This window comes from Cerasibacillus terrae, assembly GCF_008039555.1.
Classification (GTDB): Bacteria; Bacillota; Bacilli; order Bacillales; family Amphibacillaceae; genus Cerasibacillus; species Cerasibacillus terrae.
In genome coordinates, this window is sequence record NZ_VDUW01000004.1 from 94,787 (window position 1) to 118,619 (window position 23,833).

A 23,833-nucleotide genomic window follows, 5' to 3' on the forward strand; every position below is an offset into this window, starting at 1 on the left:
CCCCTCTCCCTTTTAACAAACTATTTCTATTCCAGCTATCAATCTAGTACATAATCCATTGAATCGTTTTTTTATACTCTAAGGAATTTACGTACACTCATAACACTGCCCCAAATTCCAATTAAAGCACCAATTGCAAAAATAACTAGTGAAATTTGCCATGCAAATGGATAGAAAGGTAATAATTCAAAGAACGGAATTTGTACATTAATAACAATTTTTTCGACAAGATAATAATAGCCTATTAGTAAGAAAGCAATTGGAAGAATAGATCCAATTATACCTAACAGCATTCCCTCAATAAAGAATGGCCAGCGTATAAAACCATTTGTTGCTCCAACCAATTTCATAATTCCAATTTCTGTGCTCCGTGCCATAATGGTTAATTTAATTGTATTGGAAATAAGGAATATAGCAGTGAACACAAGTCCAATAATTAAAACGATACCAACAATTCTCGCATTTTCATTAAACTCAAATAATTGATTTACAACCTCTTTTCCGTATGTCACCTTATGAATATGATCATATGTACGGATATTTTCTGCAATTTCAACCGTATCTGCTGGTTCTTTTGCTTTTATTATATAAGCATGGTTTAATGGATTGTCCTGTTCAAATAATTCCCATGATTGCCCTTCTTCTCCCATACTGTCAACCAAGTTTTCTAATTCATCATCTTTTGATGAAAATACAACAGAATCAACTTTATCTAATTGTTTAATAGATTCTCCAAGTTCTTTTACTTCATTATCATCTGCAGTTACATCGATGAGTACTTTAACAATGACATCATCTTCTACATTTTGTGCCATATGATTTAGATTTAAAATAATCGTTAGAAATGCTGCAACAAGTAATAGAGTCACAGTAACAGAACCAATCGAGGCCACTGTCATCCAACCGTTTCTAAAGATATTCTTTATTCCTTCCCGAAAATGACGTTTAAGTGTACTAATTTTCATAGCCATAATCACCTCGGGATTCATCTCTCACAATAATACCGTCTTCAATTGCAATAACGCGTTTTTTCATTTTATTTACGATTTCTTTACTATGTGTTGCCATAATCATTGTTGTACCTCGCTCACTTATTTCTTCAAATACACGCATAATTTCCCACGATGTTTCAGGGTCTAAGTTTCCGGTTGGTTCATCAGCAATTACAATTTCAGGTTTATTAACAATTGCCCGGGCAATTGATACCCGTTGTTGTTCTCCACCAGATAATTCACTGGGTAGAAAACGTGCTTTATTCTTTAAATCTACCAAATCTAGTACTTCCATAACACGCTTACGAATATTGCGTGGGGATTCCTCTATTACTTCTAAAGCAAATGCAATATTTTCATAGACGCTTAGTTTTGGTAATAATTTGAAGTCTTGGAAAACAACCCCAATTTTTCGGCGTAAATACGGCACGTTCTTTTCTTTTAATTCACTAGTATTTATATTATTAATCTTTACTATTCCTGTTGTTGGTTTTTCTTCGCGATATATTAATTTTATAAAAGTGGACTTACCAGCACCACTCGGTCCAACAACATAAACAAATTCACCTTTATCTATATTTACAGTTATTCCATTTAGTGCCGTTACACCATTTGGATATTTTTTGTGGACATCTTTCATTACTATCATTAACATTCACCTTTTATATTTTATGTATTTTTTATCTATTTTTAATTGTGTGTTGACCACGTTTTAATTACATTTATTATTTAATCCTTATATAGTATAACATTTTTCTACAAATTTTCAGGTTAAATTTCATTACAAATATATTTCACTTTGTATTGCTTTGTCACATTTTTTCAAGTTATGTAAAATTAGTGGTATTTTTATCCATTCATGCAGTTACTTCCTTTTATGATTTTTGGCAATAAAAAAAGCTTAATCCAATATTGGATCAAGCTTTTTTCTTACGTATTTTTATTTTTTCTCTGCTAACCAATCAGCAAGTGTTTTTGCATCTTCTTCAGATACTTGTTTTTGTGCTGGCATTGAACCAGTACCTTCTTGGATGATATCCACAATTTCATCTGCACCATAAGTTGCACCTGCTTTATCTAATGCCGGACCTGATGCACCAGATAAATCTTGACCGTGGCAAGCAGCACAGTTACTTTTATAGATATCTTCACCAGCAGAAGCTGTTTCTTCTGTTGTCTCACCAGCATCATCAGTAGCTGCTCCATCATCAGACGCGTCGTCGCCGCCACCGCCACATGCTCCTAAGACAAGTGCAGAACCAAAGACTACTGCCATTAACCATTTCTTCATGTTAAAAATCCCCCTAACATTTTTTACTAAATCATTCATATAATATTATAACCTATATCAAAAAAATTAAAACTAATTTACTAAGATTTTTTTAATAATTCCACTCTACCTTTATCGATAAACGTTGACATAACAACACTTGAAATAAAATGTGTCGAAATAATGAATTTCCAAGTTTACCTCAAATAACCTATTATTTCCATTACTTTTTTAGTGCATTTGCTGTCTTAAATAAGCATCAATAAATGGGCTTATTTCTCCATCGATAACACTTTGTCCGTTTCCTACTTCAACGTTTGTCCGATGGTCTTTTACCATCGTATAAGGGTGAAAAACATAAGAACGGATTTGGCTTCCCCAGCCAATTTCTTTTTGCTCTCCCCTAATTTCAGCTAATTCTTCCTGTTGTTTTTCAATTTCTAATTGATATAATTTTGATTTCAACATTTTCATTGCTGACTCACGGTTCTTTATTTGAGAACGTTCATTTTGACAAGTTACAATTGTGTTTGTTGGTGTGTGTGTAATTCTTACAGCTGAGTCGGTTGTGTTTACATGCTGACCGCCTGCTCCACTAGCTCGGTATGTGTCAATTTTAATTTCTTCAGATTTCACTTCAATATCGACATCACCAGTTAATTCTGGGGTAACATCACATGAAACAAAAGAAGTATGACGGCGTCCTGAAGAATCAAACGGTGAGATTCTTACAAGGCGATGTACCCCTTTTTCTGCTTTTAAATAACCATACGCATTATGGCCTTTGACAAGTAATGTGACACTTTTTACACCTGCTTCTTCACCAGGTAAGTAGTTTAGGATATCTACTTTATACTGCATATCATCTGCCCAACGCTGATACATTCTTAGTAAAATACTTGCAAAATCCTGGGATTCAGTTCCACCTGCACCAGGATGTAATTCTAATATAGCATTATTTGCATCATATGGTTCACTTAATAATAGTTCTAATTCAAAGTCATTTATCTTTTTACGAAATGGGTCCAAATCGTGGATTAATTCATCCAATAATTCTTCATCATTTTCTTCTTTAATCAATTCAAAGGATATTTCTAAATCTTCAAGGATTGTTGTAATATGTTCAAATCCTTCTAGTAAATGCTTCAATCCGTTCATTTCATTAATAACAGACTGTGCTTCTTTTTGGTTATCCCAGAAATCGGCCTCTAGCATTTCCAACTCCAACTCTTTTATTCGTTCTTTTTTTTCATCTAAGTCAAAGAGACCCCCTAAATTGCGCAATACGCGTTTTCATTTGTTCTAATTCGCTTTTTATTTCTCCAAATTCCATTTCAAACCCACCTCAGTAATTAAAAAATTTCTTTTTCCTTTAAAAAAAACAAGCATCAAATGGCACAGTAAGCACCACTTGACGAGAGAATCTTTATCTTTTATTGTCCGTGACAGTTTTTATATTTTTTACCACTTCCACATGGACATGGATCATTCCTACCTACACGATTTTTTCGTACGACTGGGCGGCGCTTCTTTTCTTTTTCATTTTGGCCACCAGAAACTGCCTGTGTATTTTTAGCAACAGCTTTTCGTTCTAAATTATCGCGTATTTGAGCTTTCATAATGTATTTTGCAACCTCATCTTCAATATTGGCAATCATTTCCTCAAACATCGAGAACCCTTCTAATTGATATTCGCGTAACGGGTCATTTTGTCCATATGCCCGCAAATGAATTCCTTGACGCAGCTGATCCATTTGGTCAATATGATCCATCCATTTCGTATCGACAGTTCGCAATAAAATAACCTTTTCGAATTCTCGCATTTGTTCTGAGGTTAATTCTTCTTCTTTTTCATCATATTTTTTACTTGTTTTCTGCATGATCAAGTCGATAATTTCTTCTGTATCTTTTCCTCTTATCTCATCTATTGAAATATCTTCTGCTGATAATAAATTCCCATGGGCATATTCAATAATAGTTTTTAAATCCCAATTGCTTTCATCATCATCTTGTGTATGCATATCAACAACGCGCCTGATAGACGATTGAATCATTTGTTCGATGATTTTCCTTATTTCATCATTTTCAGCATCAATGACCTCGAAACGTTGTTTATAAATAATTTCTCTTTGTTCACGCAAAACATCATCATAAGCAAGAATGGTTTTCCTTGCATCAAAGTTATTTCCTTCGACTCTCTTTTGTGCTGACTCTACCGCACGAGAGACCATTTTACTTTCAATTGGCTGGGAGTCATCCATCCCTAAACGATCCATCATATTTTTTAAATTATCAGAGCCAAAGCGGCGCATCAGCTCATCTTCCATTGATAAATAGAACTGTGACATACCTTCATCACCTTGACGGCCAGAACGTCCACGAAGCTGGTTATCAATCCGACGTGATTCATGCCTTTCTGTACCGATAACAGCTAGTCCACCAAGTGTTAAAACATCTTCGTCAAGCTTAATATCTGTTCCACGACCAGCCATGTTTGTAGCAATTGTTACAGCACCTTTTTGTCCAGCATGTTCAATTATTTCTGCTTCACGAAAGTGATTTTTAGCGTTTAATACATTATGTTTAATTTTCGCCTTTTTTAAAAGGTCAGAAATAAGTTCAGAAGTCTCAACAGCTACTGTTCCCACTAAGACAGGCTGACCATTTCTATTTCTTTCTTTAATATCCTCAACAACAGCACGGAACTTACCTTCCATCGTTTTATAAATCATATCTGGTTTATCATCACGAATGACTGGTTTGTTAGTAGGAATAGCAATAACGTCCATATTATAAATATTACGAAATTCCTCTTCCTCTGTTTTCGCCGTACCTGTCATTCCTGCTAATTTGTTATACATTCTAAAGAAGTTTTGGAAGGTAATCGAAGCAAGTGTCATACTTTCATTTTGTATTTCCAAACCTTCTTTTGCTTCAATTGCTTGATGCAATCCATCACTATAACGACGTCCTTCCATTTGACGACCAGTGAACTGATCCACAATAACAACACTTCCATCATTTACAACATAATCTGTGTCTCTTTGCATCGCAACATGTGCTTTTAATGCTTGATTAATATGATGGGTTAAGGAAACATGATTTAAATCGAATAGGTTTTCAATTGAAAAATACCGCTCTGCTTTATTAATTCCCTCTTCTGTTAGTTGTACTCCTCTTGTTTTTTCATCATATGTGTAATCTGTTTCACGTATTAATGTATTCACAAAAGCATTCGCTTGTATATATAAAGAGGTTGACTTTTCAGCAGTTCCTGAAATAATCAATGGTGTTCTTGCCTCATCAATTAAAATGGAGTCTACCTCATCAATAATCGCAAAGTTCAATGGACGTTGTACCATTTGTTCTTTATAAAGTACCATATTGTCACGTAAATAGTCGAATCCAAATTCATTATTTGTACCATAGGTTATATCTGCTTGATATGCTTCCCTTTTTTCCTCTTTAGAAAGGCCATTTCCATTTAATCCAACAGTTAAACCAAGGAACTCAAATAATTGACCCATTTCAACAGCATCACGGTCTGCTAAATAATCGTTCACCGTAATAATATGAACACCTTTACCGGATAACGCATTTAAGTAAGCTGGCATGGTCGCAGCTAATGTTTTTCCTTCCCCTGTTTTCATCTCCGCAATATTACCTTCATGCATTGCGATAGCACCTATTAATTGAACTGGAAAAGGACGCATGTTAAGTACACGCTTAGAACCTTCACGTACAACAGCAAATGCCTCTACAAGTAATTCATCCAAGCTTTCTCCATCTGTGTAGCGGCGTTTAAATGCGTTTGTTTTTTCCTTCAATTGTTCATCTGATAGTTGTTCATATTCTGGTTCTATCGCTTCGATTTCTTGTACAATTTTTTCTAACTTTTTTAGCTTCCTTTGGTTACCGTCACCAAATATTTTCTTTAAAAATTTGACCATCCTAAACGCTCCTCTATTCAATAAATAGACTATTCTATTCTATAAAAATCGTAAACAAATGTATATGATTATATATACTGATTAAATATAAGAATCCATATTTAATCATAACATTTTTAAAGGAACTATGACAACTTCCATTAAACGTAATACATTTGAAATCAAAAAAGAGTAGTCTAGGGTAAACTACTCTTTTTATGTAGAAACAGCGAGGTATAACCGAGGATTATTGGAGGTTGGTGAAACGTGGAATTATATAGCTGATTGTTATTATTTAATCTCCACCACCGCTACTAATCTAATGTATTATTTTCTATTCATATTAATAAAAGCATTCTGTTTTTGTTTTTTTATTTATCTTCCTCCCCTTTGATGTTGTATTTTATTTATAACATAAATGAGCAAAAAGTCCCAATTGTCATTTTTCAAAAAACGCAATTTATTCGACATGAAAAAACGCTTTTTCTATGCTGTTCGACATGTTTTCGGCATAGTTTCAAGTGAGTTATGTCAATTTTAGCTTTTAAATTTCAAAAATAGAAAAGTGTTCATCAATTTTCGACATACAATTGAAAAAATATGTACATACGTACATAAAGTGAAACTTCAATCAGTGGGGGCTTTCTTATCCCACTGATTGTTAGTTGAACGAATCGGGCCTTTACTGGCTGTTGAGCCTCCACCTATTATTCTTGAATATCCCGAATTCTTGAAGTGGAGGTCTTACAGCCAGTTAATCTGCGATAAAGTGAAACTTCAATCAGTGGGAGTTTTCTTCATCTCCCACTGATTGTTAGTTGAACGAATCGGGCCTTTACTGGCTGTTGAGCCTCCACCTATTATTCTTGAATATCCTAAATTCTTGATGTGGAGGTTTTACAGCCAGTTAATCTGCGGTAAAGTGAAACTTCAATCAGTGGGGGCTTTCGCAGTCACGATAGAAATTCATAGAAAAAAGACGGGGCACCATTTTATATAGTGTCCCGTCTTAATAATAATCTTACATATGTGGCTCAATTAGGCCGTAGCGACCGTCTTTACGGCGATAAACAACATTTGTATCTCCAGAATCCGCATTAGTAAATACAAAGAAGCTATGACCCAACATATCCATTTGTAAAATAGCTTCTTCGGAGTCCATCGGTTTTAAGTTAAAGCGTTTTGTACGAACAATTTCAATTTCGTCAGATTCTTCTTCTTCTTTTTCTCTTCTTTCTTTTTCAAGCTCCGCAAAAATATAACGTGGAGATCCCTCTTGGCGAAACTTGCGATTAACTTTTGTTTTATGTTTGCGAATTTGTCTCTCTAGTTTATCTACAACTAAATCAATTGCAGCATATAAATCCGCATGTTCTTCTTCAGCGCGTAAAAGTAAGTTTGTCATTGGAATAGTAACTTCAATTGTTTGTGCATCATTATAGACACTTAAGTTCACATGAACATCTGAGGTTGGTGGAGTATCAAAATATCTTTCCAATTTATTAATTTTCTTTTCCACATATTCACGAATAGCCCCTGTTACCTCAATGTTTTCACCACGAATAATATAATTCATGAAAGTGTCCCCCTTTAAATTCTATTATGACTCTATGTTTCTAGTATACTATGTTTCCCCTTAAAAATCTTGCTTAAACCACTTTTTTCATAAAGCTGGCACATTTGTTAGTATTTTTATATTCTTTTTTTATGCAGAACTTTTCAACTATTATTCCAATAAAATGAAACTTCAATCAGTGGGAGTTTTCTTCATCTCCCACTGATTGTTAGTTGAACGAATCGGGCCTTTTACTGGCTGTTGACCCTCCACTTATAATTCTTGAGCTCCAATTCTTTATGTGGATCTCTTATAGCCAGTTAATACGCGATAAAAGCAACTTTTTATATGGCTTACTTTTTCTTATCCATAAACATACCATCCATTGTCTGTACATCGCGATATGGATTGATGTAGGATTGTGTTGATTTCCTTTGCTGCTTCATTTGTTGCATTTCCTGTTTTAATTCAGTGAACAAGGCATTCATTTTTGCTTCCATTTTTTTGTTTAGTTGGACAATTTCTCTACCAATTGTTTTTTCTGATTCTGTATAAGGGGGTTGAATGAATTGTAAATATTCGCCCCTTTTTTCTATAAGGCTTGAAATTTGCTCAATCATTTGCTGACGTTCTATTGTTGTATCTTGGCCTTCTAATAATTTATTTATTTCTATTGTTATTTGATAGATTTTTTTTAGTGTTTCCATTATCCATTTGACCTTTTCGGTTCATGATGCTTCGCCTTTTGTAATACTTGTTTCCAAGTATCACGAAACTCTACTACAAATTCATGAACTTCTTCTAAATATGCTATCTCATTAGACGTATTTGCTTCTGTTAATCGTCTGTACATATAATCGTAAAGGGGCATGATTTGTTTTGATAGTTCTACATTCGGATCAAGTGTTACCATCAGTTCTTGAATAATACGTTGAGCTTTTTGTATATTTGTATTTTTGTTCTCATAATTATTTTCTTCCATATCTTTCATCGCACGTTTGATGAACTTCACACACCCGTTATAAAGCATGAGTGTTAGTTCACCACCTGAAGCTGTTTGAACGGCATTGTTCTGATATGCTTGGTAGGCTTTATTCGGAATCATCCTACATCCTCCTAAAATTGTCTTAAATCTATTGGCCACCAAATTGTGACAATAATTGCATCGATTGTTGATTCATTCGTTGAACAGCCTTTTCCATTGCTGTGAACTGTCTCCAATAACGATCTTCTACGTGGACTAGTTTTTTCTCAAATGCGGAAATACGATTATTTAAATCCTTCATATTTTTCCCGAGAGTATAGCCTTCTAATGTGCTATAGCTTTTTCCTGCTCGTTCCTCTATGTTTTTCATAGTTCCTTGGATAGAATCTTCTAATCGATTGATTAGCCCTCGGTCTGGTCCATCCACATTATTAGAAAATAGCTTTTCCACACTCTGTGGATCCTCACGTAATGCTTCTTTTAATTTGTCCTCATCAATTTCTAGTTTTCCACCATCTAGATAGCTTTTTGTTGTTGTAATACCGACTTGTGATAAGTGAGTGTATTCTCCATCTGTTTTTACTCCAGTGTACCAACTTTGGCGCATGGAAGATAAGCTATCCGAGATAATCGATTCTCCTCGCAAAATACCACTTTTTGCTTTTTCCTCCCACATTTCAATTTGTTTTTCTGACATTTCTTCTTTTTGTGCTTCTGTTAATGGCTTATAATCACGATATCTTTCTTCCCGCTGTGTACCATTTAATTGATCAACCACTTCATTATATTTATCAACAAATTCTTTTATTTTTTCAAAAGAGGCATCCACATCATTATCCACCGTTATAATCGCCGGTGAATTCTGTTCTGTTTCGTTCGTAAAGTTAAATGTAATTCCGTTTAATGTATAGTTATTGTCTTTTGATTCTAGTTTTAATTGATCGTTATATGTAAATTCAGCATTTGTTCCACCAGTTTCGTTTGAAGGATCTAATTTTAAAAAATCAGCAAAAAAAGCATTATTCTTTGAATCAAAGACAATTTCAGGGGCTTTTTCTCCTGACTCAGCTTGATTATAATCACCAGTTCGTGTCGTTTCTAAAATAACTCGGTTGTGTTGTTCATCATAAAACATACGCACATTATTGTCTTTTTCTGTTATCCGTTTCATCACATCATTTAATGTGTCACCTTGTTTTATTTCAAACGTATGTGTTTCTTTTTCTCCTTCTTCATCATATGTATAGAACTCATGTGTTCCTAAATATGCATCTAATTCCGCATTTGGCTTAAAATCGCCATCTAGTGGTTCTCCAATATTCATCGCTGCTGTAGCTAATTTCTCTACTTCAATCTTAAATGTTCCATTCGAAGCACTAGAAGAAGCAGATGCAGTAACAGCTCCTACTTGGGAAGATGTTACGTTTTTTGGATTATATGTTTTACTTAGTTTCATATCTAAAATCATATCATCTAATTCTTTTAGCTTGAGATTGATATCACGAAATGCATTTCGTTTCCATGTTAATGTAGTTTTGTCTTGTTCCATCCGGTCAAGTGGCATTCGTTCCGCCGTCATTAATTTTTCAATGATTTCATCGACATTCATCCCTGATGCAAGTCCACCAATGCGCATGACAATCACTCCTTCTAAATTTTCTTATCAATTAACAGTCCCATAAAGTCTGCCATCGCAGCATACATATCTAAAAATTTCTTCGGTGGGATTTCACGTATTACTTCATCTGTCATCGGGTTAATTACTTCTACATAGTATTCATTCAGCTCATCATGGAGCGTGAATTTTAAGTTTGTGCGTAATGGCTCCATGAAACGATTTAGATTATTTACTGTTCTTTCTACGTCTTCTGGTTTCACAGTAGCTATTCTAGGTTGATAATCATGTTCTTCTTGCTTTATGAAAGATTGTTGGTTAAAGTGAGGGTTATTAGAAATTTGATTATTTAACTGATGAATCACATGATCAATTTGCATCAACTACGCATCTCCTATACCGTCGTTTTCCTTTATATCGGTATAATTTAAAGAATAGTTTAGGTTTTATTTCATTCTTCTTTAGTCCCACTAAGTAGACGTAAAACATCTAAAGAAAGTTTAGCTGCTTCATTATTTTGTTTTTGGATTTCAACATAAATTTCTTTCCGGTAAATATCAACACCAGAGGGAGCTTTTATACCAAGTTTTATTTGCTCGCCTTCTATCGCAAGTATTTTTATTTCGATATCTTCTCCGATTTGGATGGACTCATTCTTTTTTCGGGATAAAACTAGCATGATTACTCCCCTTTCTCTTTAGTTGATTTAATAGATGCCTTGACCGGGAAATGGTTCTCATTAAGAATATATTGTTTTCCAATCTTTATTGTTGCATTCATAATGATTGGTGCTTTTAAATTAAGTGTGCTCTGATCAAACGGGTCTTTTATCGTAACAATTGAAAGAACCATAACATCTGCTTCTGTTTGGATTCGTAATTGCTCTATGATTTGCTTATCTAAATGAAACGTATATTCCGCATAAAAATGATATGGGTTTGTTACAATAAAGGCTATTTCACTTGTTTTTACAGATTGTAAAGTTTGAAAGACAGGATTTCCGGGTAAATCTAACAATACAAATTTTGTTTCTTTCGGAAAACCTGGTAATCCATTAGGAAAATGGAGAACTTTATCGGGGTCGATCGTAACTTCACCTAAATATCTTGTATGTAATTTCATTTTTTATCTACCTTTCAGGGAATATATTGTTATACATAGGTAACACCAAATTCGATATTTTCATATTGTTCCATGGATATATCGACACGGCCTGGCTTATAGTGATGTTCTGGGCTACTTATTTCTGCATGAATGATTGGTTTATTTGCTTGACTTGATACATGTACTTCACCTGGTTCATAGTGAATGTTTAGAGAAGATGGAGAAGGAATAAATGTAATACCAAGCTGTTTTTTTACTTCTCCACTGTTTATTATCGCTTGATTTGCTATTGGATTTCCTTGGTGCTCAATTTTCATTAATTCCTGTCCTTGTTCTGCTCGCCTCCCCATTCCTTCAAGCCAACCTTCATACCCAGCTTCCGCATGTTTTTCTGTTCGACGTAAAATATTCATTAAATCCATATCTTCCCATGCCTTTGTTTGATCAATTGTTAATTTACTTGGAGTTGCTTCCATTTGTAAATCTGCCTTTGGTTGCTTTATTGTGAGATTTGCTTTAGGCTGTTTTATTTCTTGCACACCTGGTATTTGCTTTATCCCAATTTTAGCCATTTGCGTTCTAATCTGTATTTGTGGTAATTTCATTGACTCACCGCCATTCATAACAAAAGCCCTCCCATTAAATTTCAAGGACAGGGCTTCTAAACATTATCTTAAAAAGTCTAATAGGGTTGGTTGAATGGTTCTTGAACCAGCAGATAAAGATGCACGTAAAATACTTTCTTGCGTAATCAGTTGCGTAATTACTACTTCATAATCGATATCTTCATTATTTGACATCATTTTTTTCGCAACAATTTCTTGATGTCCTAATCTATCTTCAATCAAATCTAGTCGATTCATTCGGGCACCCAAATCTGCTCGGGCATTAACAACATTGTCCATTTGCGCTTGAAGTTCACCAATACTTTTTTCAATATTATCCCGTTCATTATCATTTAATGCATGAATAAAATCTTCTACTGTGGCAAATAATCCAGAGTTATCTTCGCCTAAAATATCTTCTGGTAAAACATTTACTTGCAATTTTGTTCCAGATGCTACTTCTATAAAAACAGAATCATTATTCCGGTTTTCCTTCTCAATTGGTGATTGGTCTGTTTGAATTCCATTAAAAATATACTTTCCACCAACTTTTGTATTTGCGATGTCTTTCAAATGCTCTTTCAACTGTTCCGCTTCTTTCGCCATATTGATACGCTCTTTTTCACTATAGGAATCTGTACTACCTTGAACAGATAAATCATATAATCGTTCTAGAGCTTTCGACATTTTATCTAATGCTTCATCTGAGTTATCCATCCAGTTTTGGGCTTCTCCTACATTATTTTTGTATTGTTCAATTTTACTTACTTCTGAACGATAGCCCATTCCTTTCATTGCAACGACAGGGTCTTCCGATGGGCGTGTTATTTTTTTACCGGTATGTAGCTGTTCCATATATTTATTGAGTTTATCGTAGTTATTTGATAAATTACGGAGCATTTGATTGGATAGCATATTTTGAGTTACACGCATTTTCTATCTACCTACCTTCCTACGATTCCCATTCCATTTATAATTCGATCAATCATTTCGTCAATCGTTGTTATATTCCTTGCTGCAGCATTGTACGCATGTTGAAATTTAATTAAATTAGAAATTTCTTCATCTAAAGATACAGAGCTTACCGACATACGTTGCCCATCAATTTGTGTTTTTAAAATATCCGTGTTTTTTGCCATTGTATTGGCCTTTTGAGCTTTAACACCCATTTCACCAATCAATGCTTGATAAAAGCCATTGATGGACGTATTTTCTCCTAATGCTGTATTTTCAAGTGGTTCATAAAGTATTTCTGCTAACTTTAACGCGTTAGAACCATCACCTTTTTTATCATCCCTACCTGACACAGCGATAAGTGTGGGATCCTTTAAAATATCAGGATTGACCTCTAAGTCGCCAGAAGTTTCACCCTTAAAAAAGTCCACACCATTCTCACCATTCAAATCATATCCTGCCTGATGAATAGCATTAAATTGTTCTTGAAGAACCTTCGCCATTTCATCCATTTTCATTTTCATTTCTGGATAATGGTCATCATATGCATGAATTAACGCATTCAAGGAACCATTATCTCCTGAAATAGGAAACCCCATTTCTCCAACTGATACGGAGGAGGGATCGGTGCTATTATATGTAAGCTTTTGAAGTTCTCCTTTTTCACCATCAACTAGTTTTACACCAAGTTTTTCACCTTGACTACCTATTAACTCAATTGTCGCAATACCATCAGCATTATCTTTCGAACTTGGTGAACTTTTTCGATAGGAAACTTCTATATTCACAATTTGGGAAAGTTCATCAATTAAACGGTCACGCTCATCATACAAGTCATTTGCCACATAGCCGTGCGGTTCAATTTGTTGAATTTGTTGATTCAGTTCCCCGATACGTTCTATTAAGGAATTTGCATCTTTTACGGTTACATCAATTTGATTATTTAAATCGGAGCGGATAGATTCTAAAGTGTTAGAGATATAGTTAAATGTTTCTGCAACTGCTTGTCCACGTTGCGCCACAACAGAACGTGCACCGGTATTTTCAGGATTATTTCCAAGCACCTGTAGCGCATCCCAAAATTCATTCATCGTATGAGATAATCCGTTTTCAGAAGGCTCATTCATTAATTCTTCCATACGGGAAAACGCTTCAGTGGCCGTATTCCAATAGCCTGCTTTACTATTTTCAGAACGGTATTGCGCATCTAAATATTGTGTACGTATCCGATCGATAGATCCTGCTTCTACCCCTGTTCCAATTTGACCAGGAATTTGTGGCTGATTTCTACCTGGCACAGGATAAGGGGTTGTCGTTTGAAAGTTCACTCGCTGTCTTGTATATCCTTTTGTATTCGCATTTGCAATATTATGTCCTGTCGTGTGAATTGCTGACTGCTGTGTAAACATCGCTCGTTTTGCCATTTCTAAACCATGAAAAGTCCCCATCTACTCTCACTCCTTATGCCTTTGAATCAAAAACAGAACGCTTCTCTATATTTGGTTCTTCTTGATTTCCATAATTTATATTTGTAATCGTAGGATTTAACATATCTAACGAAAAATGAACAAAATGTAACGCCTGTTTTGTTAATGTTTGATTTAACTGTTCTTGCTGCCTTAATTGGGTCAACTGTTCTGTTAGTGCATCTGTTAATTGCTTTAATTCTTGTTTTTCCTTGTCATTATCAAGACATCGTAAAATAGAAATAATTGTATGTTCGGATATGGTTGGCTGATATTTTTCAAACCATGCCTGAACATTTTCTCTCCGTTCTGCTTCTGTCTGTTCTAATTGTTGAATCTTTTTTCTCTCTTCTATCATAATTCTTTGCAAATTTTCTATTCTGTTCTGTTTAATTGCCTCTGTTTTTTGCTTAGATAATTCCAGTAATCGGTCATGAATCATAATTAACTTTTGCAGCGATGTAAAAATCGGTTTTATAGACATTGGTAATCTTCCCCTTTAATTGGAGATTTTTTTATTTTCCAGACCAAAAATCAATCATCTTTTTGGCGGTCTTTGTAAAATTAATTTCGTATTCACCTTGATCAATGGCTTGTTTGATTTGTTGTATATGGGACTCACGTTGTTTTTCCACATCTTTTTTTTGTTGCATTTTCTTAGCTTCTTCAGAAATTTCCAAATGATCTCCTTTGTTCTTTATTTGATTTGAATCTGTCTTATTTTTCAATATATCTTTATATGGATTAAAATTTGATTGATTTGTTCCATGTATTTTCATAAAAACACCTCACTAAAAGATCTATTCAGTCAATTTCAGTTTTTTTGGTAAACTCATCGAAAATGACATACGTATTTTCACGTTCTTGTTTAAGTTTACTGTTTCTTTGTTCTATTTCTTTTTCTTGTTCATGTCTTTTTAAATCCATTTGTAATTCATTCACACAAGAATCACACAGTTCTCCTGTTGTAATTTGCTTGCCACAACGCTCACAAGGGTAAGTGAGCTTTGGAAATTGTGATTGTCTTAGTCGATTTTCTTTTATGAATTTTATAATCAATGCTTCCTCTATATTGGTTGCTTCAACAATTTCAATTAATGTAGCTTCTCTATTTGTTCGTTGACGTAAAAAGTCATATACAATACGGAATGCTTTTTCTTCTTCTTGATAACATTTCCGACAAATATCACGTATCTCTTTCACAAAAACTGCACCACAACTAGAGCAATTTGCTAATTCTGGCATTTCTCATTCCCCTTAATGTTTTAATCTTATCACATATTAACCTCTTATTAACGTATATCCGTACACTGACGGACAACCATTATCTTTTAAAATTTGTGCTACATGACGCAATGTAGTACCTGTTGTATATATATCATCGACAAGAATAACTGGTTTGTTAATAGGTTCTAGTAAATTAAATGGGTTTTCCGATTGAATTCGTTCCATTCTAGATTTTTTTGCTTGCTTTTCACTATTTACACGCTCTAAAATATTTATCTTGTCCTGCGTAATAAACGAAGTGAGAGCTTGTGCTTGATTAAACTTCCTTGTCGCTAGTCTTTCTTTGCTTAATGGGATGGGAATAATAATTGCTTCTTTCATTTGATTTTTAATGTATGTATTAAAATGACGTATAAATTCAGTTTGAAAGATTTCCACCAGCACGTAGTCCCCACGATATTTCCACTTTGCAATAACTTCTTTCATAAACTCATTATAGGAATAAATAGAATAATTCTTTTCTAAGGGATCATTATTTTTTAACAACTTTCCCCAATATTTACAATCCGTACAAATTTTACTTTTCGATTCTCTACTACACTTTTGACAACGATTTCCAGTTATTATTTGGAGTTTTCCTTTACATGTTTTACATAATTTCTGTGGTTGTGATAAGGATAATAAATTACTCCATGTTGTTTCCGTAATCATTTCTGAAGCACACCATAAACAATAACTCATTTAAACCCACCTCGCTTATTCATTAGCTGAATGGATTCTATAGCTTTTACCATTGCTTCTGTTTTTCCATCATGAAAAAATAACACTTCTCCAGTAGGATCTTGTGGACTTCTGCCAGCTCTTCCAGCAATTTGAACAAGAGCCGCTTCATCAAATACATCATGACCGGCATGCAGGACAGCTACGTCTATGGCCGGAAAGGTTACCCCACGTTCTAAAATCGTTGTTGTAAATAAAATATCAATTTCCTTTCTCCTAAATAACTCTACTTTTTCTTCTCGTTTTGAATCCTCCGCATGGACAAATGTTGTTCGATATTCTGAAGTCTGTTGTTTAAATGTTTGATACATTTTTTCTGCAAGATTAATTGTCGGAAGAAAAATAAGTAATTGACGAGTTACATTTTCTCTATTTCTTAACCAAGTTAGAAAAGTTGTTGGAAAGATTACTTTGTTAAGGTGATGTGTTAAAAAGAGACATAGTTTTAGTTGGGGAACGGGAAGAGGATGATTATGATAACGCTTTGGAACAAAGACATGGGGTAATTTTTTACTAACTATTCGGCTGTATTGTTCTTCACGTGGGGTTGCAGTTAAATAAATTGTGGAGCCGTGCTTTTTTAGAGCACGTTTCGTGGCAAATGGTAAAGAGGAATCATGATGGTAGGGAAATGCATCAATTTCATCTATGATCATCATATCAAAGGCTTCCTTAAAACGTAGAAGTTGATGCGTTGTTGCGATAATGATTTGTCCGACCCCATCTTTATCTGTACTTCCACCGTATAAAGCTTCAATCGAAATACCTGCAAAAGCTTGTTGAATTCTGGGCTTTAACTCACGTACTACATCTGCTCTAGGAGTTGTAATACAAATCCGTTTACCTAGTTTTAGAGCTTCAATTATTCCCGGGAAAAGCATTTCTGTTTTTCCAGCTCCACAGACAGCCCAAACCAAGAGCTCCTCCCCACTCTTATGGATTGTTTGAACGATTTGTTTGGCAGCCTTTTGTTGGTCTTCTGTTAATTTTCCTTTCCAGGTACAAGGATTTTCATGTTTCAACCATACTGGAGTTTTTCCAACCCATTCATAAAGGGGCTCGCACTTCATTACCCTTCCCATTTCAATACATTTTCGACAGTATAGATGTGTTTTTTGACAAATTGCACATGGTATTTCTGCAAACAGATTATTTTTTTGGTTGCCACAGCGAAGACATTCCGTATGAAACTTTTTATTTAAAATGGGTTGAATTGATTGGAGGAGATTATTTTTCAATAAATAGTCTATCATAAAATTTCCAAGAGGAATTTCATTTCTTAAAAGGAGTTTTCCTGTGAGTAGTTTCGCAAAATTCGACATATCATAAGGGGATTTTAGAGATAGTGATTTCATAAAATCAACTCTTTTCTAATCGAATATGAGGGTTTTACAGCTGCCAGAAATATCTAGCAGCTGTTAGGTATCTAAAAAATCATTGTATATTATAGTTTATTTCATATACCAACAAACGCCTATAGCATTATTCCCTAAATGTGTTCCAATTACTGGACCAAAATAACTAATATTCGTATCGATATTTGGATATTTTTCTTTGAAACGGTTTTCTAAGTCTTTTGCTGCTTGCTCATTATTTCCATGAATAAAAGAAACTTCCATACCTTTTCCTTGTGAAGCATCTTCATCTAACATAGACATAATTCGATTGATGGCCTTTTTTCGTGTCCGAATCTTTTCAAAAGGTACAATTATTTTATCAACAAAATGTAATATCGGTTTAACTTGTAAAAGACTACCTATAAATGCTTGGGCACCATTCAATCGTCCACCACGTTGAAGATTTGTTAAATCATCCACCATAAAATATGCAGTCATTGTCTGTTTCATTTGCTTTAAACGTTCAATGATTTCTTCTGGTGTCTTATTTTGTTTTGCTAATCGAACTGCTTCGAGAACATAAAAACCTTGTGCCATACAACTAAGTTCTGAGTCAAAAGGATATACATTTAATCCTTCAATCATCTCACCAGCACTTGCTGCTGCTTGGTATGTACCGCTGATTCCACTTGATAAATGAATCGAAATAACTGCATCATAATCTTCAGCGATTTTCTGAAATGTTTCAGTAATAAACCCTATGGATGGCTGGGAAGTTTTTGGTAATTCTTTTGCTTGACTCATTTTTTCATAAAACTCTTCTGTGGTAAGATCAATTTCTTCTCTATATACTTCTTCATTAAAGGAGACACTTAGAGGCACCATATGTATATCGTGTTTATCACGTATTTCTTTCGGAATATATGCTGTACTATCTGTCATTACAGCTACTTTCATTGCGTTCCTTCCTTTCCGTCTCTTTACCTCATTTGTGTCTATTTTACATGATAATCTGTAAAAATGCATCGAATAATTACGATTCATCTAGGAAATAAGAAAGATAGGGATTCTTCTATTACCCAACTTCTACCCAGCCTTTTCGAATAGCCTCAACAACTGCTTGTGTTCGGTCTTTTACATTCATCTTTTGTAAAACACTGCTTACATGGTTCTTCACAGTTTTTTCACTAATATATAATGATTCCGCCACCGCTTTATTGCTTTTTCCTTCTGCTAATAATTGTAAAACTTGACGCTCCCTTTTTGTAAGTAAATATAATGGGTCATCTTTGTTTGCTTGAGAGGAATTACTACCTGATTTTTTTGATCTTTTAGTAAGTAGACGATATTCTTTAACAAGATTATGTGTTACTTTTGGATGTAAATATGATCCCCCATCATTGACTACTTTAATTGCTTCAATTAATGAATCAGAATCCATTTCTTTTAATAAATATCCTTGTGCACCTGTTTGTAACACATGTGTTACATAGTTCTCATCATCATGAATAGATAAAATAATAATTTTTATATTTGGATATTTTTTAATTAATTCTGAAGTAGCTTCTACACCATTCATTTTTGGCATATTAATGTCCATTAAAATAACATCTGGTTGGTAATCTTCCACTAATTGTTCTGCCTCAGAACCATCACTACCTTCTGCAACAACATGAAATTCTGGTTCGAATTCTAATATGCGTCTAACACCTTCACGAAATAATTTGTGATCATCAATTAATAAGACTTTCACTTTTTGTTCCGTATCCATATTTTCCTTCGTATTTAAATCCTGTTCTATATCCTGTTTTTCTGTATTCATTTTCTCGACTCCCTTATACTTCTTTTTCACAGTATCTTTTCACATGGAGGCTGGGTAACTATTGATTTGGTATGCGTATAATCACTTTTGTTCCTTTGTTCACTTTTGATTGAATAACTAATTTTCCACCAAACAAATCAACGCGTTCTTTCATCCCTATAATACCAAATGAGTCATCCTTTTGAATCGATGGATCAAATCCCTTTCCATTATCTGTAACAACAGCAATGATATGATTTTTTGTGATTTCAATTTTCACATGAATATGCGATGCATCTGCATGTTTAATAGAATTTTGCACTGCTTCTTGGATTAACCGGAATAATACTACCTCACATTCGGGTTCAAGTCTTTTTTCTGTACCAAATTCTGTAAAATCAATGGATACTTCATGAAACTCAGCAGTAGTTGATAAATATTTATTTAAGGTTGGAATCAATCCCAAATCATCTAAAGTCATTGGTCGCAAGTCATATATAATTCTTCGGACATCTTGTAGGGATTGTTTAATTAGTTGCCTTACGTTCTTTATTTCTGCAACAGCAATTAATAAACTTTCTTCTCGAGCAGTTCTTTCAACTATTTCAGAACGTAATAGAATATTTGCAAGCATCTGTGCTGGACCATCGTGGATTTCTCTTGATATCTTTCTTCTCTCTTCCTCTTGCGCTTCAATAATCTTTAAGCCAAATTTATGTTTCTCTTTTGCCTCTTTTAGAATTTCATTTACCTGTTGGAAATCCTCATTTAAATATTGCAAAATAATTGATACCTTACCAACTAATCCATCGGCACGGTTGATCGTATTTTCTAATCCAATAAGCCTTCTTTCTAAGTCATCACGCTTCAGTCTAAGGTTTCTTTCCTTTTCTCGTAGCATAATTAGCTTTGTTTGTAGATTATGTGTCACTTCATAAACTTCACGGATTTCTTCTTCTGAATAGCGATCAAAAGATTTACTTACCTCGGATAGATGCCTTTTAGAAGTCTGCACCTTTTTACTTAGTTCTTTTTCTGCCTTAATATGTTTCAATACCTTATCTTTTGTTTCATTTAATTCTATAACAAGTCGTTCATACTCCTCTCGTGCATCCTCGCTAATATAAAATATTTCATCTTTACTATCCTCGACAACATTAACCATCTTGTCGATAATCTCATCCAAACGTTTTATTCTTGGTTTCATAACCATTTTTTTACACCAACCTATGATATAATCATACGCAGAAATACTTTGTTTTTACAGGTACTAAGGAACCACTCAAAAAGTCCCACTTATTTACAAACTGTTATCTTTCGTCCTATACTGTACTTATTAACTAAACATTTAAACGATAAATAATTCATTTTAAGTGATTATTCTAAATTTACCGCAGATTAATTGGCGGTAGAAAAGTTTTACTTTATTATAACATTAAAAGGGGAAAATAAGGATGTTATCAACGTATTTTACAGTAAAAAATGAGGGTTCTGATGAAATAATAATCCAAAAGTCAAGATTTATTGGATATGTGAAGCGAGTAGAAACAGAAGAAGCTGCCCAAGAATTCATTCACCATATAAAGAAAAAACACCATGATGCCACACATAATTGTTCTGCATATATCATTGGTGAACATGACCAAATTCAAAAGGCAAACGATGATGGCGAACCAAGTGGCACAGCGGGTGTCCCTATTTTAGAAGTATTAAAAAAACAACATTTAAAAGATACTGCTGTCGTTGTTACCCGTTATTTTGGTGGTATTAAACTTGGTGCTGGTGGTCTTATTCGAGCATATAGTAGTACAACATCTCAAGCAATTAAAACAACAGGTATTGTAAAAAGACAACTAATGCAAGGTTTTTCTGTTATTGTCGAATATCCCTTATTAGGTAAGCTGGAAAATGCATTGCGAAATTCTGAATATATTTTAAGGGATATCCATTATTTAGATAAGGTAGATATTCACATCTATGTTGAAGATGGTCAAGAAAACACCTTTTGCAAATGGATTACAGAACTAACGAGTGCCCAAGCAGAAATCAAAGAGACGGATAAAAAGTATTTAGAAATCGATGTATCTTCTACAAAAAATGAAGCGGAATAATTTTTAGTGCAAGGATTTAACCTTGCACTTTTTTATTTAATCTATATTTTCTTGTGTTTGTTGCTAATAGTTTGGCATCTTTTTTTAAAAAAAGATGCCATTACTAAAATCTTTTGAGAAAGTCTTGATCAATTATATCCCTTTGTCTTCGATAGGGCTGCTTCATCTGCAATAACGGTGATATCTGCGTGTTTTTGTAAAATAGATGCTGGTACATCCTCTGTTACTTCTCCTTGAATGACTTTAGCAAGTGTTTCTGCTTTCTTTTCTCCTGATACGAGTAATACAATTTTCTTACTTCCCATAATTGTAGCGATTCCCATTGTTATTGCCTCTGTAGGCACATCATCAATTGAATTAAAAAAACGTGCATTTGCTTGACGAGTTGATTCGTCTAGCTCTATAATATGTGTTCGTTGATCAAACGGTGTTTTTGGTTCATTAAAACCAATATGGCCATTTAAACCAAGTCCTAAAATTTGAAGATCAATATTTCCAGCTTGCTTGATTAGTTGTTCATAGTTATCACATTCTTGTTGTTTGTTTTTAGCCATACCATTTGGCAAGTGTATTTGTTTTTCGGGAATGTCTATATGCTTAAATAAATGTTCATTCATGAAATAATAATAACTATTTGGATTATTTTTATCTAAGCCAATATACTCATCCAAATTGAATGTAGATGTGTATTGAAAGGTTATTTCGCCCTGCTTATTTTTATGGACTAACTTCTCATAAAGTCCTTCAGGTGTTGATCCTGTTGCAAGTCCTAACACAGACCTTTTATTTGACTTCATGTGTTTGGTAATTATTTCACATGCTTTTTCACTCATTGCAGGATAATCTTTCACCTTAATAATATTCATTTCTTTTCATCCCTTTCATATGCAATGACACCCCGACATATCGTATAGTTTATATTTAATGCATCATCTACAAGTAATATATCTGCATCTTTTCCAACAGAGATACTTCCTTTTTGGTCATAAATATTTAACTGTTTCGCAGGATTCGTTGATGTCATCTCAATAATATTTCTTATAGTAACACGGTTTAATTTTAACATATTTTTTGCGGCATTGTACATTTTCAAAATACTACCTGCGAGTGTTTCATCATGAAGGACTGCCCTCTTCTCTGTCACTTTTACAGGTTGACCACCTAATTCGTAATCCCCGGGCGGCAAACATTTTGCTCGCATGGCATCTGTAATTAGCAATAATCGCTCACTACCAATATTGTCATATAGGAGTTGCATCATTTCAGGAGATACATGAATCTCATCTGCAATCAATTCTGAGCGTAATTGTTCTAAGACAAGTGCCGCTCCTACGACTCCAATATCCCGATGATGAATTCCACGCATCGCATTGCAAATATGTGTCACTTGCCGTACTCCATAAGACACTGCTTTTTTCATATCAGAAAAGGTTGCATCTGTATGTCCTGCCGATACATTTACACCATGATTTGCAAGATATGAAATAAATGAACCATCTTGGTCTAATTCTGGTGCTAAAGTAATCGTTTTAATGTTGTTTCCTGATAATTTCTGCCATTTTTGAAATTGCTCGATATTTGGATCCATAATATATTTTAATGGTTGGGCACCCTTTTTGCTTTTTTCAATAAAAGGGCCCTCTAGATGAACACCGATTATCTCTGCATATCCTGATTTATTTTGATAAGTTGCTATATTTTTAAGTGCTTTTTCTATATTTCCAGGAGATTGAGTAATGGTTGTCGCAAGGAAGCAAGTCGTTCCTTCTTGTGGTAGAACAGATGCGATTTTGTCAATGGCTTCTTCTGTTCCATCCATGACATCCGCGCCATTTGCGCCATGAATATGTCCGTCAATAAATCCTGGAATGGCATAAGAACCAGTCCCATCAAGCATGTTGAAGTTGGGAGGGCAATTCTCTAGCATTTTAGTTCCAGTTAGAACCTTTGTTATTTTACCATTCTCCACTAACAATGCGCCATCTTCTATCAAGTCTTTTTCTGTATAAATGTTTACATGTTTGATTAACAAAGAATTATTTATTGTCATTCTTCGCCTTCCTTTGTACAGAAAATTCTTTAATTATCTAAAAAAGATTAAA

At 34.2% G+C, this 23,833-nt stretch carries 26 protein-coding genes; 1 reads left to right on the forward strand and 25 read right to left on the reverse strand.

The genetic code is table 11. The features are described from left to right. Positions 1-71 precede the first annotated feature (71 nt). The 23 genes from ftsX to FHP05_RS07695 form a co-directional block, all read right to left on the reverse strand. Positions 72-965 carry a permease-like cell division protein FtsX gene (gene ftsX, locus FHP05_RS07585; protein ID WP_147666725.1) on the reverse strand — a complete coding sequence of 298 codons (894 nt, stop codon included), beginning with the start codon at positions 963-965 and terminating at the stop codon, positions 72-74. Next, positions 955-1,641: a cell division ATP-binding protein FtsE gene (gene ftsE, locus FHP05_RS07590; RefSeq protein WP_147666727.1), complete on the reverse strand. Its 687-nt coding sequence runs from the start codon at positions 1,639-1,641 to the stop codon at positions 955-957. The genes ftsX and ftsE overlap by 11 nt, the downstream gene beginning before the upstream one ends. 291 nt (positions 1,642-1,932) lie before the next feature. Then, positions 1,933-2,283 (reverse strand): cytochrome c551, encoded by a 351-nt coding sequence (cccB, locus tag FHP05_RS07595; protein WP_147666729.1) that lies wholly within the window; start codon positions 2,281-2,283, stop codon positions 1,933-1,935. A 210-nt stretch (positions 2,284-2,493) separates the two neighbouring features. Continuing rightward, positions 2,494-3,595, reverse strand: a protein-coding gene (prfB, locus tag FHP05_RS07600; protein WP_147666731.1) for a peptide chain release factor 2 whose coding sequence is annotated in 2 segments (ribosomal slippage) — positions 2,494-3,522 and positions 3,524-3,595 — 1,101 coding nt in all. Because the reading frame shifts where the segments join, the coding sequence is not laid out codon by codon here. Between the two features lie 100 nt (positions 3,596-3,695). Continuing rightward, positions 3,696-6,212 carry a preprotein translocase subunit SecA gene (gene secA / locus FHP05_RS07605; RefSeq protein ID WP_147666733.1) on the reverse strand — a complete coding sequence of 839 codons (2,517 nt, stop codon included), beginning with the start codon at positions 6,210-6,212 and terminating at the stop codon, positions 3,696-3,698. A 1,000-nt stretch (positions 6,213-7,212) separates the two neighbouring features. Next, positions 7,213-7,767 carry a ribosome hibernation-promoting factor, HPF/YfiA family gene (gene hpf, locus FHP05_RS07610; RefSeq protein ID WP_147666735.1) on the reverse strand — a complete coding sequence of 185 codons (555 nt, stop codon included), beginning with the start codon at positions 7,765-7,767 and terminating at the stop codon, positions 7,213-7,215. 332 nt (positions 7,768-8,099) lie between these two features. Next, positions 8,100-8,453, reverse strand: coding sequence for a flagellar protein FliT (locus FHP05_RS07615; protein ID WP_147666737.1), 354 nt, complete (start codon positions 8,451-8,453; stop codon positions 8,100-8,102). Continuing rightward, a complete protein-coding gene (gene fliS, locus FHP05_RS07620) occupies positions 8,453-8,851 on the reverse strand; it encodes a flagellar export chaperone FliS (RefSeq protein WP_147666739.1) in 399 nt (132 codons plus the stop codon). The genes FHP05_RS07615 and fliS overlap by 1 nt, the downstream gene beginning before the upstream one ends. Positions 8,852-8,879: 28 nt before the next feature. Then, positions 8,880-10,367, reverse strand: a complete 1,488-nt coding sequence (locus FHP05_RS07625; RefSeq protein WP_147666741.1) for a flagellar hook-associated protein 2 — start codon at positions 10,365-10,367, stop codon at positions 8,880-8,882. 14 nt (positions 10,368-10,381) lie between these two features. Continuing rightward, entirely contained in the window at positions 10,382-10,729 is a 348-nt protein-coding gene (gene flaG, locus FHP05_RS07630) for a flagellar protein FlaG (RefSeq protein WP_230973956.1), read from the reverse strand. 68 nt (positions 10,730-10,797) lie between these two features. Further along, positions 10,798-11,025 (reverse strand): carbon storage regulator CsrA, encoded by a 228-nt coding sequence (gene csrA, locus FHP05_RS07635; protein WP_147666743.1) that lies wholly within the window; start codon positions 11,023-11,025, stop codon positions 10,798-10,800. A gap of 2 nt (positions 11,026-11,027) precedes the next feature. Next, positions 11,028-11,468, reverse strand: coding sequence for a flagellar assembly protein FliW (gene fliW, locus FHP05_RS07640; RefSeq protein ID WP_147666745.1), 441 nt, complete (start codon positions 11,466-11,468; stop codon positions 11,028-11,030). A gap of 29 nt (positions 11,469-11,497) precedes the next feature. Further along, entirely contained in the window at positions 11,498-12,073 is a 576-nt protein-coding gene (locus tag FHP05_RS07645; RefSeq protein ID WP_230973957.1) for a DUF6470 family protein, read from the reverse strand. Between the two features lie 45 nt (positions 12,074-12,118). Continuing rightward, positions 12,119-12,988, reverse strand: a complete 870-nt coding sequence (gene flgL, locus FHP05_RS07650) for a flagellar hook-associated protein FlgL (RefSeq protein ID WP_147666747.1) — start codon at positions 12,986-12,988, stop codon at positions 12,119-12,121. Positions 12,989-12,999: 11 nt separating this feature from the next. Then, complete coding sequence (gene flgK, locus FHP05_RS07655; protein ID WP_147666749.1) at positions 13,000-14,457, reverse strand: flagellar hook-associated protein FlgK; 1,458 nt, start codon at positions 14,455-14,457, stop codon at positions 13,000-13,002. Between the two features lie 13 nt (positions 14,458-14,470). Then, complete coding sequence (locus FHP05_RS07660; protein WP_147666751.1) at positions 14,471-14,959, reverse strand: flagellar protein FlgN; 489 nt, start codon at positions 14,957-14,959, stop codon at positions 14,471-14,473. Between the two features lie 31 nt (positions 14,960-14,990). Beyond that, positions 14,991-15,254, reverse strand: a complete 264-nt coding sequence (flgM, locus tag FHP05_RS07665; RefSeq protein ID WP_147666753.1) for a flagellar biosynthesis anti-sigma factor FlgM — start codon at positions 15,252-15,254, stop codon at positions 14,991-14,993. A 25-nt stretch (positions 15,255-15,279) separates the two neighbouring features. Beyond that, a complete protein-coding gene (locus tag FHP05_RS07670; protein ID WP_147666755.1) occupies positions 15,280-15,720 on the reverse strand; it encodes a TIGR03826 family flagellar region protein in 441 nt (146 codons plus the stop codon). 36 nt (positions 15,721-15,756) lie between these two features. Next, positions 15,757-16,443, reverse strand: coding sequence for a ComF family protein (locus FHP05_RS07675; protein ID WP_147666757.1), 687 nt, complete (start codon positions 16,441-16,443; stop codon positions 15,757-15,759). Beyond that, positions 16,440-17,552 (reverse strand): DEAD/DEAH box helicase, encoded by a 1,113-nt coding sequence (locus tag FHP05_RS07680; RefSeq protein ID WP_230973958.1) that lies wholly within the window; start codon positions 17,550-17,552, stop codon positions 16,440-16,442. The genes FHP05_RS07675 and FHP05_RS07680 overlap by 4 nt, the downstream gene beginning before the upstream one ends. Positions 17,553-17,933: 381 nt before the next feature. Next, positions 17,934-18,776, reverse strand: a complete 843-nt coding sequence (locus FHP05_RS07685) for a DegV family protein (RefSeq protein WP_147666759.1) — start codon at positions 18,774-18,776, stop codon at positions 17,934-17,936. 118 nt (positions 18,777-18,894) lie between these two features. Continuing rightward, positions 18,895-19,590 (reverse strand): response regulator, encoded by a 696-nt coding sequence (locus tag FHP05_RS07690; RefSeq protein ID WP_147667069.1) that lies wholly within the window; start codon positions 19,588-19,590, stop codon positions 18,895-18,897. A gap of 109 nt (positions 19,591-19,699) precedes the next feature. Further along, positions 19,700-20,833 (reverse strand): sensor histidine kinase, encoded by a 1,134-nt coding sequence (locus FHP05_RS07695; protein ID WP_147666761.1) that lies wholly within the window; start codon positions 20,831-20,833, stop codon positions 19,700-19,702. A gap of 241 nt (positions 20,834-21,074) precedes the next feature. Between FHP05_RS07695 and FHP05_RS07700 the strand changes: the two genes are divergently transcribed. After that, positions 21,075-21,731, forward strand: coding sequence for a YigZ family protein (locus FHP05_RS07700; RefSeq protein ID WP_147666763.1), 657 nt, complete (start codon positions 21,075-21,077; stop codon positions 21,729-21,731). 128 nt (positions 21,732-21,859) lie between these two features. On the opposite strand, the gene nagB is transcribed toward FHP05_RS07700, so the two are convergent. Together nagB and nagA are read right to left on the reverse strand one after the other, a co-directional pair. After that, positions 21,860-22,597, reverse strand: a complete 738-nt coding sequence (gene nagB / locus FHP05_RS07705) for a glucosamine-6-phosphate deaminase (RefSeq protein WP_147666765.1) — start codon at positions 22,595-22,597, stop codon at positions 21,860-21,862. Beyond that, on the reverse strand, positions 22,594-23,781 hold the full coding sequence (gene nagA / locus FHP05_RS07710; protein ID WP_147666767.1) for an N-acetylglucosamine-6-phosphate deacetylase: 1,188 nt from the start codon (positions 23,779-23,781) through the stop codon (positions 22,594-22,596). The genes nagB and nagA overlap by 4 nt, the downstream gene beginning before the upstream one ends. Between the last annotated feature and the right edge of the window lie 52 nt (positions 23,782-23,833).

Coding starts and splice junctions, on each gene's coding strand:
- nagA (WP_147666767.1), bottom strand. CDS start 23,781: ATGACAATAAATAATTCTTTGTTAATCAAACATGTAAACATTTATACA.
- csrA (WP_147666743.1), bottom strand. CDS start 11,025: ATGCTAGTTTTATCCCGAAAAAAGAATGAGTCCATCCAAATCGGAGAA.
- FHP05_RS07660 (WP_147666751.1), bottom strand. CDS start 14,959: ATGTCTATAAAACCGATTTTTACATCGCTGCAAAAGTTAATTATGATT.
- FHP05_RS07685 (WP_147666759.1), bottom strand. CDS start 18,776: ATGAAAGTAGCTGTAATGACAGATAGTACAGCATATATTCCGAAAGAA.
- flgK (WP_147666749.1), bottom strand. CDS start 14,457: ATGGGGACTTTTCATGGTTTAGAAATGGCAAAACGAGCGATGTTTACA.
- FHP05_RS07680 (WP_230973958.1), bottom strand. CDS start 17,552: ATGAAGTGCGAGCCCCTTTATGAATGGGTTGGAAAAACTCCAGTATGG.
- fliS (WP_147666739.1), bottom strand. CDS start 8,851: ATGATTCCGAATAAAGCCTACCAAGCATATCAGAACAATGCCGTTCAA.
- fliW (WP_147666745.1), bottom strand. CDS start 11,468: ATGAAATTACATACAAGATATTTAGGTGAAGTTACGATCGACCCCGAT.
- FHP05_RS07700 (WP_147666763.1), top strand. CDS start 21,075: ATGTTATCAACGTATTTTACAGTAAAAAATGAGGGTTCTGATGAAATA.
- FHP05_RS07690 (WP_147667069.1), bottom strand. CDS start 19,590: ATGGATACGGAACAAAAAGTGAAAGTCTTATTAATTGATGATCACAAA.
- FHP05_RS07670 (WP_147666755.1), bottom strand. CDS start 15,720: ATGCCAGAATTAGCAAATTGCTCTAGTTGTGGTGCAGTTTTTGTGAAA.
- FHP05_RS07675 (WP_147666757.1), bottom strand. CDS start 16,443: ATGAGTTATTGTTTATGGTGTGCTTCAGAAATGATTACGGAAACAACA.
- hpf (WP_147666735.1), bottom strand. CDS start 7,767: ATGAATTATATTATTCGTGGTGAAAACATTGAGGTAACAGGGGCTATT.
- FHP05_RS07695 (WP_147666761.1), bottom strand. CDS start 20,833: ATGGTTATGAAACCAAGAATAAAACGTTTGGATGAGATTATCGACAAG.
- FHP05_RS07625 (WP_147666741.1), bottom strand. CDS start 10,367: ATGCGCATTGGTGGACTTGCATCAGGGATGAATGTCGATGAAATCATT.
- secA (WP_147666733.1), bottom strand. CDS start 6,212: ATGGTCAAATTTTTAAAGAAAATATTTGGTGACGGTAACCAAAGGAAG.
- flgL (WP_147666747.1), bottom strand. CDS start 12,988: ATGCGTGTAACTCAAAATATGCTATCCAATCAAATGCTCCGTAATTTA.
- ftsX (WP_147666725.1), bottom strand. CDS start 965: ATGAAAATTAGTACACTTAAACGTCATTTTCGGGAAGGAATAAAGAAT.
- FHP05_RS07645 (WP_230973957.1), bottom strand. CDS start 12,073: ATGAATGGCGGTGAGTCAATGAAATTACCACAAATACAGATTAGAACG.
- ftsE (WP_147666727.1), bottom strand. CDS start 1,641: ATGATAGTAATGAAAGATGTCCACAAAAAATATCCAAATGGTGTAACG.
- FHP05_RS07615 (WP_147666737.1), bottom strand. CDS start 8,453: ATGGAAACACTAAAAAAAATCTATCAAATAACAATAGAAATAAATAAA.
- flgM (WP_147666753.1), bottom strand. CDS start 15,254: ATGAAAATACATGGAACAAATCAATCAAATTTTAATCCATATAAAGAT.
- nagB (WP_147666765.1), bottom strand. CDS start 22,597: ATGAATATTATTAAGGTGAAAGATTATCCTGCAATGAGTGAAAAAGCA.
- cccB (WP_147666729.1), bottom strand. CDS start 2,283: ATGAAGAAATGGTTAATGGCAGTAGTCTTTGGTTCTGCACTTGTCTTA.